13 protein-coding genes are annotated in these 15,256 nt (G+C 71.1%); 7 read left to right on the forward strand and 6 right to left on the reverse strand.

Annotated features, from left to right (window positions below):
* The first annotated feature begins 2 nt into the window (after nt 1-2).
* From KIT14_02525 to KIT14_02535, 3 genes are all read left to right on the forward strand, one after another.
* Nucleotides 3-500 carry a helix-turn-helix domain-containing protein gene (locus KIT14_02525; GenBank protein MCW5889408.1) on the forward strand — a complete coding sequence of 166 codons (498 nt, stop codon included), beginning with the start codon at nt 3-5 and terminating at the stop codon, nt 498-500.
* A gap of 125 nt (nt 501-625) precedes the next feature.
* On the forward strand, nt 626-1,687 hold the full coding sequence (locus tag KIT14_02530; protein ID MCW5889409.1) for a MaoC family dehydratase N-terminal domain-containing protein: 1,062 nt from the start codon (nt 626-628) through the stop codon (nt 1,685-1,687).
* 6 nt (nt 1,688-1,693) lie between these two features.
* Nucleotides 1,694-2,044 carry an isoprenylcysteine carboxylmethyltransferase family protein gene (locus tag KIT14_02535; protein MCW5889410.1) on the forward strand — a complete coding sequence of 117 codons (351 nt, stop codon included), beginning with the start codon at nt 1,694-1,696 and terminating at the stop codon, nt 2,042-2,044.
* Between the two features lie 410 nt (nt 2,045-2,454).
* On the opposite strand, the gene KIT14_02540 is transcribed toward KIT14_02535, so the two are convergent.
* On the reverse strand, nt 2,455-4,452 hold the full coding sequence (locus tag KIT14_02540; GenBank protein ID MCW5889411.1) for a tetratricopeptide repeat protein: 1,998 nt from the start codon (nt 4,450-4,452) through the stop codon (nt 2,455-2,457).
* A gap of 287 nt (nt 4,453-4,739) precedes the next feature.
* On the opposite strand from KIT14_02540, the gene KIT14_02545 reads away from it, so the two are divergent.
* Together KIT14_02545 and KIT14_02550 are read left to right on the forward strand one after the other, a co-directional pair.
* Entirely contained in the window at nt 4,740-7,013 is a 2,274-nt protein-coding gene (locus KIT14_02545) for a sulfatase-like hydrolase/transferase (GenBank protein ID MCW5889412.1), read from the forward strand.
* A gap of 161 nt (nt 7,014-7,174) precedes the next feature.
* Nucleotides 7,175-8,545, forward strand: coding sequence for a glutamate--cysteine ligase (locus KIT14_02550; protein ID MCW5889413.1), 1,371 nt, complete (start codon nt 7,175-7,177; stop codon nt 8,543-8,545).
* Here KIT14_02550 and KIT14_02555 read toward each other — a convergent pair whose 3' ends face one another.
* On the reverse strand, nt 8,546-10,387 hold the full coding sequence (locus tag KIT14_02555; GenBank protein MCW5889414.1) for a hypothetical protein: 1,842 nt from the start codon (nt 10,385-10,387) through the stop codon (nt 8,546-8,548).
* A gap of 349 nt (nt 10,388-10,736) precedes the next feature.
* Between KIT14_02555 and KIT14_02560 the strand changes: the two genes are divergently transcribed.
* Entirely contained in the window at nt 10,737-11,114 is a 378-nt protein-coding gene (locus KIT14_02560; GenBank protein ID MCW5889415.1) for a hypothetical protein, read from the forward strand.
* 10 nt (nt 11,115-11,124) lie between these two features.
* On the opposite strand, the gene KIT14_02565 is transcribed toward KIT14_02560, so the two are convergent.
* The 4 genes from KIT14_02565 to KIT14_02580 all read right to left on the reverse strand — a co-directional run bounded on the left by KIT14_02565 (nt 11,125) and on the right by KIT14_02580 (nt 14,409).
* Entirely contained in the window at nt 11,125-11,457 is a 333-nt protein-coding gene (locus tag KIT14_02565) for a secondary thiamine-phosphate synthase enzyme YjbQ (protein MCW5889416.1), read from the reverse strand.
* Nucleotides 11,458-11,470: 13 nt separating this feature from the next.
* Entirely contained in the window at nt 11,471-12,514 is a 1,044-nt protein-coding gene (locus tag KIT14_02570; GenBank protein ID MCW5889417.1) for a L,D-transpeptidase family protein, read from the reverse strand.
* A gap of 102 nt (nt 12,515-12,616) precedes the next feature.
* A complete protein-coding gene (locus KIT14_02575) occupies nt 12,617-13,921 on the reverse strand; it encodes an FAD-dependent oxidoreductase (protein MCW5889418.1) in 1,305 nt (434 codons plus the stop codon).
* Between the two features lie 20 nt (nt 13,922-13,941).
* On the reverse strand, nt 13,942-14,409 hold the full coding sequence (locus KIT14_02580) for a hypothetical protein (protein ID MCW5889419.1): 468 nt from the start codon (nt 14,407-14,409) through the stop codon (nt 13,942-13,944).
* A 67-nt stretch (nt 14,410-14,476) separates the two neighbouring features.
* On the opposite strand from KIT14_02580, the gene KIT14_02585 reads away from it, so the two are divergent.
* The gene (locus KIT14_02585; GenBank protein ID MCW5889420.1) at nt 14,477-15,256 is read left to right on the forward strand and encodes an SDR family oxidoreductase; all 780 of its coding nucleotides are present in this window, start codon (nt 14,477-14,479) and stop codon (nt 15,254-15,256) included.

Raw genomic sequence — 15,256 nt, forward strand, 5'->3', positions numbered from 1 at the left:
CGATGGAGAACACGCAGGACGTTCCGGTGGGCACGAGCAGCGCGGTCGACTGGCCCGCTTGGATCCGCGGCCTTGGCCGCCAGACGCGTGCCGTGCGCGAGCTGCTCGGCCTTTCGCAGGAGCAGGTGGCCCGTATGGCGGGTGTCAGCCAGGGCGCGGTCAGCCGGCTCGAATCGGCGCGCGGCCTCGCCACGCCGCTGCTGGTGGTGATGAAGATCCACCTGGCGCTCAGCCGCTCGCTCGCCACGATCGACACCGATCTGCTCTCGGACGAGGCCCGCGAGCTGCTCGCGGCGGACATCCGCCGCATCCCGGGCAGCGGGGGCTTCGCGGCGATGCAGGTCCTACGCGAGCCGGAGCTCGAAGAGATCATCCGCCTGTTCCGCGGCATGCCGGAGCGGCATCGCCAGAAGCTAATCTCCGTGGTCCGTGCGACGGTGGCGGCGCTCGGCGGCAACGACGAGGCCGACGAGCCGACCGAGGCCCGTCGGATGGGCTGAGCGACGAAGTCGACCCGGCGTTGCCGGGCCGAACCCGCTGGCCGGCACCCGCGCCGGCGGCGGGCCCGTGTCGGCAGGGACGCCGTGTTGCGACCCGCCGGACGGGCCGATAAGTGGGGCGCCCGATGGCGACCATCCGTAAGCACCGCGGGCATTTTCTCGAGGATTTCGTGCCCGGTGACGTCTACCGTCACCGCGGCGGGAAGACCGTCACCGAGGGTCTCTTCACCCTCTTCACGGACTTCTCCATGACCACCAACCCGCTGTCGAAGAACGCGCGCTACGCTCGCGCCTACGGCTTCGACGGCCTGGTCGTGCCCCCGGGGCTGGTGATGCTCGTGGTGTTCAGCCAGAGCGTCGAGGACGTCTCCGAGAACGCGCGCGCCAACCTCGAGTACATCGACATGCGCTTCGGCGCGCCGGTGTATCTCGGCGACACGCTGGAGGCCGAGACCAAGGTCCTCGGCGTGAAGGGCTCGAGCAGCAACCCGCGCCTCGGCGTCGTCCACGTCCAGACGACCGGCCGCAACCAGGACGGCAAGGTCGTGCTGACGTTCCAGCGCAAGGTGCAGGTCTGGAAGCGCGATCCCGACGCCAAGCTGCACGACGGCGAGGTGGCACCCGACGCCGTCGACGCCGAGCTCGTCCTGCCCGCGTTCGATCGCGGCCGCGGCTACGGCGATCTAGCGCATCTGACGAACCCCGACTCGTACTTCGAGGACTTCACCGCCGGCGACGTGCTCGAGCACTCGCGAGGCCGCGTCGTCACCACCGACCACATCATGCTGACGGGTATCCTCGACAACACCTCGCAGGTGCACTGCAACCAGTGGATGGTCGAGCAGGAACCGGACCGCTACGTCGGCGGGCAGCTGATCGTGTTCGGCGGCATCCCCTTCAACCTGTGCCTCGGTATCTCGTCGGCCGACGTCGGCGACAACTCCCTCGGCGACGTCCGCTACGTCACCGGCCGGCACACGGCGCCGATCTTCGCCGGCGACACGGTCTTCGCGAGCACAGAGATCCGCGCGCTCGCCGACTATCCGGGACGGCCCGATCTGGGGGTCATGAGCGCGACCCTGCGCGGGCACAAGTTCGTGAAGAAGAACGACGCCGTCGAGAAGGTGGAGATCTTCCACCTCGAGCGTGAGATCGCGCTCAAGCGGCGCAGCCACTACGCGGCGTAGGCGCGCGTGCGGAGCGGCGTCGGCGCGCTCGTGGCGATCGCCGGGGCGCTCCTCGCGGTGCGCAGCGCGCTGCTGCTCGCCGGTCGCGGGCGGCCGCGGCGCGGTCCGCAGCCGACGTTCGTCATCGCCGGTGCCTACCGGCGGGTGCGCAATCCGCTCTTCGCCGGCCTGATCGTCGCCGGTGCCGGCGTGGCGCTGTGGACCGGCTCGACGTCCGCGGCGCTCTTCGTCGTCGCCACGGCGATCGCCGCGCACCTCTGGGTCGTGCGCGTCGAGGAGCCGCGCCTGCTGCGCCGTTTCGGCGAGGCCTATCGCGCCTACCGCGACGCCGTGCCGCGCTGGCTGCCGCGGCGCTGAGCGCTGGAGTGGGAACGGGCGGCGACCACCGTCACCGCCCGTCCCCGATGCCTCCCCGCATCACCACCACACCACCGCACCCACACTGAGAACCCACCACCCCACTGGAGCCGGTCCCCCCGGACCGACCCGCACCACACCACGGCGGCTCGTGGTTGCAGACATCGTGCCTTCCTCACCGCCGTCGCAGAATGGACGCGCACCTCACGATTCGGCGGCAGCGGAGGTCCAGCAGGGACGGGAGGTTGCGAGGTCGCCGTGCGCTCCGGAATGCGCAGGAATTGGGCGATTGGGACGGAGTCGGAGGGGGCGAGCGCCCCGGCACCCGCGCCGACCCATGACGCCCCGGTGACGGCGCCGTACAGACCTGAACGCCCGCAGGGCGTGCGGGCCCGGAGGTAGGCGCCGGTCTAGCGCTCGAGGAGCGGCGCCAGCTCGGGGTTCTCCATCACGCTCGGGTCGAGCCGGGCCGCCTCCGCCACCCAGCGCTCGAGCCGTGGCCTGTCGTTCACCTGGCGCGCGATGTCGATGAGCGCCATCACCGCTTCCGGCCGCGTGGCGGGGTCCTCGGCGGCACGCTCGAGCTCGTCGAGCCCTGCTTTGGTCTCGCCGGCGCGGGCGAGGGCCAGGGCACGATTGTAGCGCGCGCGGGGGTAGCTCGGGTCTTCCTCGAGGCAGCGGCCGAGCGCGTCGGCGGCGTCGCGCCAGCGTCCCATCTGCCCGTACAGGAGGCCGAGGGCGAAGAGGCTCTGCGGGACGGGGTCGTGCTCGACGAGCGCGCGGAACTCCGTCTCGGCCTCGGGCAGGCGGCCCTGCTGCGCGAACAGCATCGCGAGGTTGTGCCGGGCCTGGATCGAACGCGGCCACAGCGCCAGGGCCTCGCGATAGGCGCGCTCGGCGTCGGCGAGCTGGCCGCGCGCGGTGTACCAGATGGCGAGGTTGTAGCGCGCCTCCGGGGTGTCGGCGCCCATGTCCTGGCTCGTCTTCCACTCGGCGGCGGCGCGCTCCCAGGCCGCGGCGACGACCGGGGGAAGCGCCGGCAGATCGAGGCTGCGCAACGCGAGCACCGCGTGCAGGCGCACGACGCGGATCGGGTCGGTGAGCGCGGCTTCGAGGCCGCTGCGGACGTCCGGCGTCAGCAGCGGCCGCTGTCCGAGCGCCCACGCCGCACCGGCGCGGACCAGCGGCTGCTCGTCGCGCAGCGCCCCGAGCAGTGCGGGGGTGACGTCGGTCGAGGTGGGGAAGTGCGCGAGCAGGCGCGCCGCGCTACCACGGCGCACACCGTCGCGGCCGCCGCTCTCGACGAGCGCCAGCAGCGCCGGCACCGCGGCGGGTTCGCCCGCGCGACCCTGCGTGATCGCCGTCGCGAGCGCGCGGCGCTTCGCGCGTTCGTGGTCGTCGGGGAACCACGTCTTCACGTGCTCGGCTGCCCATGCCGCATCGTGGTCGCCGTGACACGCGTTGCAGGCGTTCGGCACGCCCAGGTCGAGCGTCATCTGCGGATCGGGACGCTGGAACGAATGATCGTGCCGCGGGTCGTGCTGCATGTAGACGGTGATCGGCATGTGGCACGAGACGCAGCGCGCGCCGGTGCTCTCGGGCGCATGATGCGTGTGGCCGATCTCGCCGTAGCGCGGCTGATGGCAGCCGAGACAGAGCGCATTGCCCTCGCGCCGCGTCTTGCCCGTGTGCGGCTCGTGGCAGTCCCAGCAGTGGACGCCCTCGGCGTACATGCGGCTCATCTGGAACGATACGAGCTCGTACAGCTCCTCCTTCACCTGGCCGTCCGGATAGTACGCGTCGGTATCGAGCAGCTCGGGCTCGTAAGCGTCGAGGAAGAGGTCGCCGGGCGTCCACGGCGCGCGCTCCACGCGGCGTGCGTGACAGGCGCCACAGGCGGCGAGCATGCGCTCGCCTTCGGCGGTCTTCCATGTGTACGCGCGCGGCGTGCCGGCACGCACCGCCGCGATGTGCTCGCGGCCCGGGCCGTGACACGCCTCGCAGCCGACGCCGATCTCCTCCCATTTCGTGTCGTACGTGTCGATCGCCGGCTGATAGCCCTTGTCGTAGCCGGTCGTGTGGCAGAACAGGCACTGCGCGTTCGCGTTCATGCCGCGATTCGTCCAGTGGCCCCAGTCCTCCGGCGTGCGTGGGTCGTTCGTGAAGAGATCGAACCACCCGCCGTCGACGACGTTCCACGCGATCGGCAGCGCCTGGAGCCGCCCCGCCTTCAGTGGACCGACGAACTGCTCGACGCGGGCGTGGCCGAGGGCCCACTCGACGCGCACGTCCTCGGGATGGCCGAGCTTCGCGGCGCGCATCGCGAGCGCGCCGTCGTCGCCCTGCGCGAGTGCGCCCTCCGCATCGATCGGCGCACGCAGCGGAGCATCGCCCGAGGCGGGAAGCATCGCCAGGCGATGCAAAGACGGATGCCATGCTTGCTGCTGAACCGCGTGGCACTCGGCGCATGCTGCGGAGCCTGCGTAGGCCGACATGGCTGCCACGGGCGTCGCCTCCGGTTGCGCGCTCGTACCTTCGGGCCGATCGGAGCGATCGCAACCCGACAGCAGCGCCACGACGATCACCAACCCCGCCGCAACCCCACGAGAGTGATGCACGCAGAGAGCATAACAACCCGAAGCGTCACAAAAAAACCGTTGACACCCCAGGGGGTGGCGAGTACGCCTTTTCGGCCATGCCCCGCTTGGGATTTCTGCGCCCGCTGGTGCTCTGTTGTGCTGTGCTGTTCGCCGCGGGCGACGCGCACGCACGCGTGCTGCTCAAGTGGGACAAGCGCCTGGCGCGCAACTGTGAGCCGCCCGCAGTCTTCTACTCGAGCCAGCACAAGCCGGGCGCGAAGCCGTGCTGCGCCACCGCGGTCGGCATGTGTGCGGGCGGCATCGCCTGTCCGATCACCGGCGTCTGCCCCGACGGCGTCGCGTGCGTGCCGGGCGAGCCGACGCCTCGGCCGAACTTCGTGGTCTCCATCGCCGACGATCTCGGCGCCTGCCACTACGGCACGTCGCCCGAGTGTCGCAGTCCGCAGTCGGGTACGCCGACGCGGGCGCCGAGCACGCCGAACCTCGACGTCCTAGCCGGCTACGGCACGGTCTTCCCGGTCGCGCACAACGTCGCCTCGTGGTGCTTCCCCTCGCTCATCAGCATCGCGACGGGCCGCTACCAGCGCACGTTCGGCGGCGTACCGCGTCCGGCGAACGCGTCCGGTACGATCGCGACCTCGCTGCGTTCGCTCGACGGCGATCCCGCCTCGCCCGACGATCCGTACAACGCCGGCAACAAGGTCGGCGGCTACTGCACGTTCCTCGGCGGCAAGCTCTCGTCGTCGCTCGGCGACAACGGCTTCGATGCGCGCGCGCGTACCGGCGAGCGCGTCTTCGGTCGCACCAACTGCGTCGCGGACACGCCGGGCGGCTATCCGAAATGCGGAACCGAGGCCGGCAGCAGCTACGAGCCGACCAACCTGTTCCGCACCGGCGACGTCTTCCAGTTCCTCGACGGCATGCAGTACGTCGTCCCGGGGGCGAGTCCGGCAGCGGCGCGCGTGCAGAACTTCATGTTGTGGTACGCGCCGCGGATTCCGCACCAGCCGCTGCGCTCGCCGAGCCCGATCCGCGAGCATCTCTTCGGCTACGGGGCCGCCTACCCGCGCGGCGGCCTCTTCGATCTGGGCGCGTTGTGCAGCGGCAACACGTGTCCGCCGACCGTCACCGCGATGAGCGAGACGAACTTCGGCAACGTCTACGAGATGTACGCGAACATCTGGTGGATGGACGACGGCATCCGCGAGCTGCGCAAGTTCTTCCACCAGGTGAGCCAGCCGCACTGCCTCGGCAGCAACGGCCGCAACCGCTTCGACATCGCGACGCCCGCCGCGTGCCCGGGCGCGTGGGTCGAGAGCGTCACGCCCGACGTCGCGCGCAACACCGTCTTCCTGTTCCTCGCCGACAACGGCTGGCATCTACCCAGCTCGAAGCACTCCTACACCGAAAACGGCTACCGCACGCGCCTGATCGTGTTCGACCCGCGCACGTTGCCCGAGGTGCCGTCGTGGGATCCGACCCAGGTTCCGCCGGCGACGCCGTACGAGAGCAACGGGCTCGCGCACGGCGTCGACATCCGCGCCACCGCCGTCGCGATGGCGATGGACACGCCGGGACAGGCCAGCTGTCCGAACGGACCGGACGGCAAACCGTGCGATGGCCGCGATCTGCGCGCCCACCTGGTGACGGCGCCCGGCGGTCCGGCGGCACCCGAGACGCTGCGCCGCGCGCTCTGCGGGCACGAGACCAACAAGCCCACGTCACCGAACACGAACCGCTTCCTCCTCACCCGGCCCGGGACGGTGGGGCGCTGCACGAACCTCGACGCGCCGAGCTGCACCACCAACGCGCAGTGCGGGGTCGGGGAGTTCTGCCTCGGCGGACACTGCATGCCGACGGACGAGCCGTCGTGCACGACCAGCGCGCAGTGCCCGACGGGGGCGGCGTGTCTCGCCAAGAAGTGTCGTGTCGCGCCGGCGTGCCTCACGAGCGCGGAATGCAGTGGCTTCTTCCAGAGCGGCAACTTCGGGTGCGTGGAGCCGGAGACGAAGTGGTGCCGCAACGCTCCGAGCGTCGCGTGCACGGCGCACTCGGATTGCCCCGCCTGCCCCGACGGTGGCGCCTGCTCGCGCGTGTGTGAGGCCCGCAGCCTCAAGTTCTACGACGGCACGGGTACCCTGAGCGGAAAGGCCGAGGTGTCGGACCTGTTCCTCGATCCCGACGAGAAGCGCCTCCATGGCACCGGGCCCGGCGATCTCATCCACGACATGGGTTCGTTGAGCGGGCCGTACGCCAGCGCGATCCGGGACGTCGGCTGCTGCCTCGACGCGTGGTGGGCGTCGCCCGCCCGCGCCGGTGTGCTCTGCGGCGGCGGCTCCTGCCCGGCCGCGCTCACCTGCAACCAGTAGCGACCCGGTGCGTCGCGCCGGGTGGATGCCCGGCGCGATGCACCGGTGCTCGCGGCCGGCGCGCCGCCGCCGGATGACGTGCCCCGGCACGACGCGCCATCGTCGTGCCGACCCACGCGCTGCCTTGCGACGGCCGGGAGCCGTCGTTAGGGTCCGCCGCGATGACGGACTTCCGCGCCAGCGGCGCGTCCGAGCCGATCACGTCCGTGGATCGCCTCGTCGAGGAATTCCATCGCGCCGCGAAGCCGCGGCCCGCCTGGATGATCGGGACGGAGTGGGAGAAGCTCGCGGTCGACGCGCGCACCGGCGCGGCCGCACCCTACGCAGGCGCGCGGGGAATCGAGCGGCTCCTCCGCTCCCTCGCCGAGCGCTATCGCTGGGAGCCGCAGGAAGAGGACGGCCACGTCGTCGCGTTGCTGCGCGAGGGCGCGTCGATCACGCTCGAACCGGGGGGCCAGGTCGAGCTGTCGGGGCAGCAGTGTCCCTCGATTCATTGCACCAGGGACGAGCTCGAGGTGCACGTGCGCGAGCTCGCGAGCGTCGGCGAGGAGCTCGGCATCGCCTTCCTCGGGCTCGGCATGCAGCCGGTGAGCCGGCTCGACGAGATCGAGTGGGTGCCGAAGCAGCGCTACCGTGTGATGCGCGCCTACATGGAGACCGTCGGCACGCTCGGCCATCGCATGATGAAGCAGACGGCCACCGTGCAGGCGAACATCGACTTCGGCGACGAGCGTGATGCGATGCGGAAGATGCGCGTCGGCATGGCGACGGCGCCGCTGTTCAACGCCATGTTCGCCAACTCGTCGATCTCCGAAGGTGATCTCAACGGGCAGATGAGCTATCGCGGCTACGTCTGGACCGACACGGACCGCGTGCGTTGCGGGCTGTTGCCGTTCTGCTTCCGCGACGGCGCCACCTTCGAGGAGTACGCGCAGTGGGCGCTCGACGTGCCGATGTACTTCATCCTGCGCGACGGCCGGTACGTTACCGACGGCATCACCGGCATCCCCTTCCGCGTCTTCCTCGAGCGCGGGCTAGGCGGGCAGCGCACCACGCTCGACGACTGGAAGCTGCACCTGACGACGCTGTTCCCCGAGGTCCGCCTGAAGGGTTACATCGAGTTCCGCTCCACCGACAGTCAGCCGCCCGACCGTGTGCTCGCGCTGCCGGCGCTCGTGAAGGGCGTCTTCTACGAGGACGACTGCCTCGAAGCCGCCTGCGACCTCGTGAAGCGCTGGACCTTCGACGAGTGCGTCGACATCTACCGCGACGTCACGCGCGAGGCCCTGAAGGCGCGTGCACGCGGCATCCCGATCCTCGAGCTGGCGCGCGAGCTGCTCGCGATCGGCGAGGAGGGGCTGCGGCGCCAGGCGTGTCGCAACGCCGCCGGCGACGACGAGCGCATCTACCTCGAGCGGCTCCGCGAGCAGCTCGCCACGGGACGCTCGCCGGCGCGCACGATCGCCGAGAAGTGGCAGGGCGAGTGGGACGCCAGCGTCGCCCGGCTGATCGCCTACACCGCGTTTCGCTGATCAGCCGCCCGCGCACGGCGTGGGGAGGCAGCTGCCGGGACCGGCCTCCGTGGCCTCACCCCGCCCCGCGCGCGTGCGGCACGACGCGAATCGCGTGAGGCGGCAGGTCGCCGCGCCCGCGTCGTACCCGATGCAGCAGCGTGTGACGCTGTAGCGTCCGCAGGTCGACTTCTGCGCCGCGCGCAAGGCGTCGCGCGCCGCCGCGCCGCGCGCGGCGCGGCGGCGGACCTCGGCGCGCACGCAGCGCAGATAGCGCCCGCGCCCGCGCCACGTACCGCCGTCGCGCGGGCCGCCGCAGGGACATACGCTGCATCCCACCGCATCGACGAGGTCCCCCGCCGGGGTATCGGGGCAGGCGTCCGAGGCCTCCGGCACGCCGTCCGCGTCGCCGTCGCTCGGCCCGGTCGGCGGCGGGAGCGTGCTGGTGGTCGTCGGCGCCGGCGAGGTGGTCGTGGTCGTCCCGGGGGCGAGCGTGGTGCTGGTCGCGACCGTCGTCGAGGTGACGGCGGTCGTGCTGGTGGTGGATGCGTCGGCCATCGTCGTGGTCGTGGTGGACGTCGAGGTCGACACGAGCGGCAGGCAGGCGGCGGCTGCCGCGACGCGCGAGGCGATGCGCGCGCTCACCGCCGACCCGAACTCGAGGTCGATGTTCGCGAGCCCGCCGGGATGCAGGTGGCAGTAGCTCATGATCGTGCCCTGGGACGACACGTGTGGCCCGGTGTAGCAGCCCGACTCCCCGCCCCAGCATTGGTCGAGCGGCGGGCTGTAGCAGTGCGTATGCGGCGAGCCGAAGTTGTGGCCGAGCTCGTGGGTGAAGACCTCGACGTCCCAGATGTTGTTCGGGCTCGCGAGATCGAAGCTGCCGTACACCTGCGAGACCCCGTAGGCCCAGTACGTGTTGCAGAGCACGTCGAGGTACGCGATCCCGCCCTGAACCGATTTGCCCGAGACGAAGTGGACGGCGTCGCGATCGAATCCGAGCAGCCCGTTGATGGGGCTGTTCCAGTGCATGAACATCTCGTTCAGCGTGCCGGACGTGCTGGTCGAGCTCCACGGGTCGGTTACTTCCGGCTCCCACAGACGCACGTAGTTGAACGCGAGACGGACGCTCACGTCGCGTTCGTAGATCGCCGTCGCGGCGGCGAGCAGCGTGCCGAGCCACTCGAGCGTCGCGTCGGCGCTGGCGAACTTCGCACGCAGCTCGTTGTCGGTCTCGATCGCGATCTCGGCCAGCCGCAGCGCGCCGGTCTCCGCCGTTACGGGCGTCGCCGCCGTCACCGGTGCGGTTCGATCCGCGGGCGGCGCTTCGACGTCTCCGGGTCGGAGATCGTTGGTGCAGAAGTCGCGCGGGCGCGGGAACGCCGTCGGATCGACGTTGCGCAGAGCGAAGACGCGATGCCGGCCGGCCTGGTCGGGGCCGAAGAGATGAACGTCTCCTCCGGCGGCGACGAAGCCGTTGACGCGCCGCCGTCCCGCGGCGACGAGCACCAGCGCGGACGGATCCTCGACCGTGGTGCCGGTGAAGTAGGCCACGTCGGGTCGGGCGAGCGTACGCGGGCCCTGCGCGGTCATCGTCTCCAGGCGGGCCCCGGACGGGAAGGGCGAGACACCGGTCAGGACGAGGGTCGCGCGGCGGCCGTCTGCGAGCGGAAAATCCGGAATCCGGGCGGTGCTGCGCGTGCGCAGGTCGGCCAGCGCGGTACGGTCGAGGCTCAGGAACTGCACGCCGGAGATGCCCGGGACCTCCGCGGGCAATCCGGCCCGGGGCGCGAGCAGGCGGCCCGTCGCCGGGGCGACGCCGGTCAGGACGATCAGGGCGGCAACGCCCAGTGCGCGCGGCATGCGGCCCCGAGCAACGCCCGTGCCGCCGGATTCGCCGGTGCGGAACGGGCCGTCGGAGGCTGCCGAACGGCACTTTCGTGGCACTGCGGCGAGTTCCGGTTGACCACAAATCCTTCTGGAAAAATTCCCTTGCGCTCTGCGTCGTGACGCGATAAGAACCCCTAATCCAGCGGCGCAAAGGTTTTCATCACCCAGGTGTGTTCTGCTGTGCCGCCGGTGATGCTAACACTCCTGGGCTGTCTCGCCGGCCCACCCGGTTGCGACCCCAGAGGTCGCGAGGGTGCAGGAGGGGTAGATGGTGGCGAAGGGGAAGCGGGGATTCTCTGGCGGGCACGATAGGTTAGCTGGATTGTTCGAACCTGACGTTCTTCTACCGGCCCAGTACTTTGCGGCGTTCCGCCGCGCCGGCGGTCTCGAGCGCGAGCGTCTCCTGATGCTCGCCGTGCTCGAGGACGCCATCGACTGCTACCAGAAGTACGCGCACGCGCGCGATCCACGTGGCAGGCAGATGTTCGACGAGTCGCGCGAGTGGGTCATCTCCTCGGATCGGAGCTGGCTCTTCTCGTTCGAGAACATCTGCGACACGCTGGAGATCAACGCGGACTACGTCCGCCGTGGTCTGCGCGAGTGGCGTGAGCGCGGTCTCGTCGCGCGACGGGCCCAGGTCGTCGACCTGGCCGTTCCCGTCGACGACACGGTGCCGGAAGCCCAGACGGCGACTGCGTGACGATCCGCGTCTAGCGGATCGTCACCACGACCCGGCGTTCGCGCGGGCCGTCGAGCTCTACGAGCATCACGGCCTGCCAGGTTCCGAGTAGCAGCCGCCCGGCGCGGACGGGGATCGTCTCGCCGGGTCCCAGGATGGTGGCCTGGATGTGTGCCGCCGCGTTCCCATCGACGCGATCGTGTCGCCAGATGCCGTCCGGCACCAGGCGATCGAGCGCGTCGAGCACGTCGACGCACACGTTGGGATCGTCGTTCTCGTTGACGACGATGGCGGCCGTCGCGTGCGGCACGTAGACGCTGCACAGGCCCTCGTCCACGCCGGAGCCGGCAACCAGCTCCGTCACGCGAGCGGTGAGATCAATCAGCTCGCGCTTGGCAGCCGAGCGTATCCGCAGCTCCGTCTGCAAGGTCCCTCGACGCCATCGGCGTCGCCGCGTCGGGTGAGGGCTGCTGCGTGCCGGAGATGCGGAACGGCATGCCGCCCGCGTCCTGGAGCCCGCGCTCGAGGAGCCCACGGTCGACGCGCTCGCCGACCCCGCGCTTGGCGGCCAGGTTCTCGGCTTCCTGGAAGATCGCCGGTGTGTAGCCGTAGATGTCCTCGTGAACCTCGGCCCACACGGCATTGTCCTTCGAGCCGAGCTTCACCGTCTGGTAAGTGAACTGGCCGGGCGCCCCGACCGGGACCAGCGGGAAGAGCCGCTCGATGTCCTCGGGGTAGAGCCGGATGCAGCCGTGGCTCACCTGCATGCCCACGCCCCACGGGATGTTCGTGCCGTGGATGCGGTACATCGGCATCGTCAGCTCGAAGCGGTACTTGCCGAGCGGGTTGTCCGGGTCGCCGCCGGGGATCGACGTGCGGTAGTCGCCGCGCTCGCGGATGTGCTCCTCGCGGATCGAGGCGGGGATGTTCCAGGTCGGGTTCACCGTCTTGCCGGCGATGCGGAAGCTGCCTGCCGGCGTACGCCAGTCGTCGCGTCCGAGACCCACCGGATAGGTGTGGACGATGGTCATGCCCTCCGGACCGGGCTGGTAGTAGAACAGCCGCATCTCCGGGATGTTGACGATGACGCCGCTGTAGCTGCAGCAGGGCAGGATCCACTGCGTCGGCAGCAGGACCGTCGCTCCGACTGGCGGCACCCACGGATCGATCTCGGGATTCGCCTCGACGATCTCGTTGTACCCGAGCCCGTACAGGCGGGCGAGGTCCATCAGGGTATCGCCCTTGCGAACGCGGTAGATCTGCACTTCGCCGATGACCGCCGGTAGCGCATGCGGTCCGGGCGTCGGGATGGTGTACGACGGATGCGCCTTCGCGAAGAACGCCGCCTCGTCGTACTCCGCCGACGCAGGAGCAGCGAGCACCATGGACATCAACGCGACCACGACGATCCGACCCAGCATGTTGCCGCCTTTCGACCCCTGCTGACGCACCGTACCGGCGGGTCGCCATGTACTCAAGACGATCAGCTCGCGAAGTGGTGCGAAACACGCAGAAATAGCGGGTCAGAGTGCCCCGATGGCCACCAGTCGGGCACGGACGGCGTCGACGTCGACGACGGCGAGCGGGGTTGCATGCGGCAGGGCCGTCGCGATCGCCGCCGCCGCGGCCTGCCCCTCGGCAAAGCACGTGCCGAGCACCCGCACGGACGCGAAACCTTCGCGCGTCGCCGAGACGCATCGGCCGACGGCCAGCACGTTCTGCGTTCCCACCGGCAGGAGACAGCGATACGGCACCTCGTACCAGAGGCCGTCGTCGAGGAAGCGCCACTCGGTGCGCCCGTCGTCGGCGTGCAGCTCGATCGGCCACGCGCCGCGCGCGACGCCGTCGGCGAAGCGCCGGCCGCCGAGGACGTCGTCGCCGCCGAGCGCGTAGATGCCGCGGATGCGACGCGACTCGCGGATGCCGAGGCGCGGCGCCGCGTCCGCGACGAACGCCTCGCCGAAGCCGGGCACCTGCGCGCGCAGGAACGCGCCCAGCCGGTCGGCCTGCTCGCGGCCGAGCATCTCGCTGCGCGTGAGCTCGTCGGCGTCGGTCGCGTCCGGCGCGCGGCCGCCGACCGCGACGCGGCTGATGGCGACCAGCACCTCGCCCGACCGCCCGGTCGGGATGACGTTGCCCGAGCGTCGCGGCAGCCCGGCACTCTCGTAGTGACGCTCGAGCAGCTCGCCGAGCGCGAGCAGCGTCGGCAGCGCCGCCTCCAGATCGACGTGCTGCATGGTGAACATCATCGACGGATACTGGAGCGCGGTGCCGCGCTCGGTGGGCAGGCCCGCGTCGGCGACCACCGCCGCGTCGCCGGTGGCGTCGACCACGTAGGACGCCTGCAGGGCGACGCGCCCGCCGCGCGTCGAGACCTCGAGCGCCTCCACGCGTCCGTCGCGCGCCAGCGTCCGCACGACGCGGGCGTGCAGCAGCAGGGTCAGGTTCGGCTCGGCATCCACGACGTCGTCGTAGAGGCGCTTCAGCGCCCAGGGGACGTACGGCACCGCGCCGGTGGCCTTGAAGGGCACGGGACCGTAGCACTGGCCGTCGGCCGCGAGCCGATCCATCACCTCGACCGCGAAGCCGCCGACCAGGCGGACGAGGCTGGCGTCGCGCTCGCGACGGTAGAAGCCGCAGAACGTGCCGACACAGCCGCCCGTCGACATGCCGCCGAGGAAGGACGCGTCGTCGACGAGCACCGTGCGCAACCCGAGGCGCGCCGCCGTGACGGCGGCCGCGATGCCGGCCGCCCCGCCGCCGGCGACGACGACGTCGGCGGCATGTGCGACCGGCAGACGTTCGGCGGGCAGGACGACGTGCGCCATGTCGCGCCCGCCCGTGGGTCTCAGCTCGCGGTGGCGCCGCGCAGCCGATCGGCGACGGCGGGCACGGCCTTCAGCAGCATGTCCCAGCGTGCGACGTCGGCGCCCGCCAGCCCCTCGAGCTTCTCGCGATAGGCGCCCAGCGCCGCATCGAGCTCGGCCTCGCGTCCGTCGGCGACGGTCTCGGTCGGCGTCAGGCAGGCGTTCACCTTGTCGGCCAGCTCCTCGAGCTGCTTCTCACCGTCCTCGCCGAGGCGCGCGGTCAGCATCTCGCCCCAGAGCTGGGAGAAGGCGAACGTCGAAGCGACACGCAGGCGCAGGCCGCCGGAGAGGCGGTGCACGCGCTCGGCCAGCGCGGCAGGCGAGTTGAGTCCGCGGCGGGTCGTGAACGCTCCCATCTGGGCAAAGCGGTCGCGCAGGCGCTCGAGGCCGAAGTGGGCGCACAGGACGTCCATCGCGCCGTTGAACTCGGGAGCGGTCAAATTGGCCATGGGAGGCTCTGGATGGCCCGGCCCGTCCGGACTGTCAACGGTGCGAGCACCGTGGTAGCTGCGCGGCATGGGCGAGGAGATCGCGCTCGTCACCGGCGCGTCGAGCGGGATCGGCGAGGCGCTGGCGCGACGCCTGGCGCGCGACGGACGCGCGCTGGGCCTGGTCGCCCGACGCGCGGACCGCCTCGAAGCCCTCGCGATCGAGCTGCGCGGCGCGCACCATGTCGTCGTGCACGTGCTGCCGGCCGACCTCACCGCGTCCGGCGCCGTCGCGACGCTGGTCGCGGACATCGCGACGCGCGGGCTCGACGTCGACTGGCTCGTGAACAACGCGGGCTTCGGGACCGTCGGCCGCTTCGACCGGCTGCCGCTGGACCGCGAGCTCGACGAGATCACGCTCAACGTGGAGGCGTTGGTGGAGCTCACCGGACGGTTCCTGCCCGGCATGGTGCGCCGCCGGCGCGGCGTGGTCATGAACGTCTCGTCGATCGGCGGCTACGTCCCGAGCGCCTACATGGCGACGTACACCGGCACGAAGGCCTTCGTGCTGAGCTTCAGCGAGGCGATCGCCGCCGAGCTCGCGGGCACGGGCGTCGACGTCCTGTGCGTCTGCCCCGGCGCGACCCGGACGGAGTTCCAGGGCACGGCGGGCGTCGACCTCAGCGTGCCGGACTTCGTCTGGCAGAGCGCCGACGAGGTCGCCGACGAGGCCGTCCGCGCGGTCGGGCGCGGCAGCGTGGTGGTCAACGGCATCCTCAACAAGCTCACGATCGCCTCCGCGAAGTTCCTGCCGCGCACGCTGCTCGCGCGCGTGACCGGACGCATGTTCCGTCCGAAGGAGGCGTGA

Source organism: bacterium, from assembly GCA_026129405.1.
GTDB lineage: Bacteria > Desulfobacterota > Binatia > DP-6 > DP-6 > JAHCID01.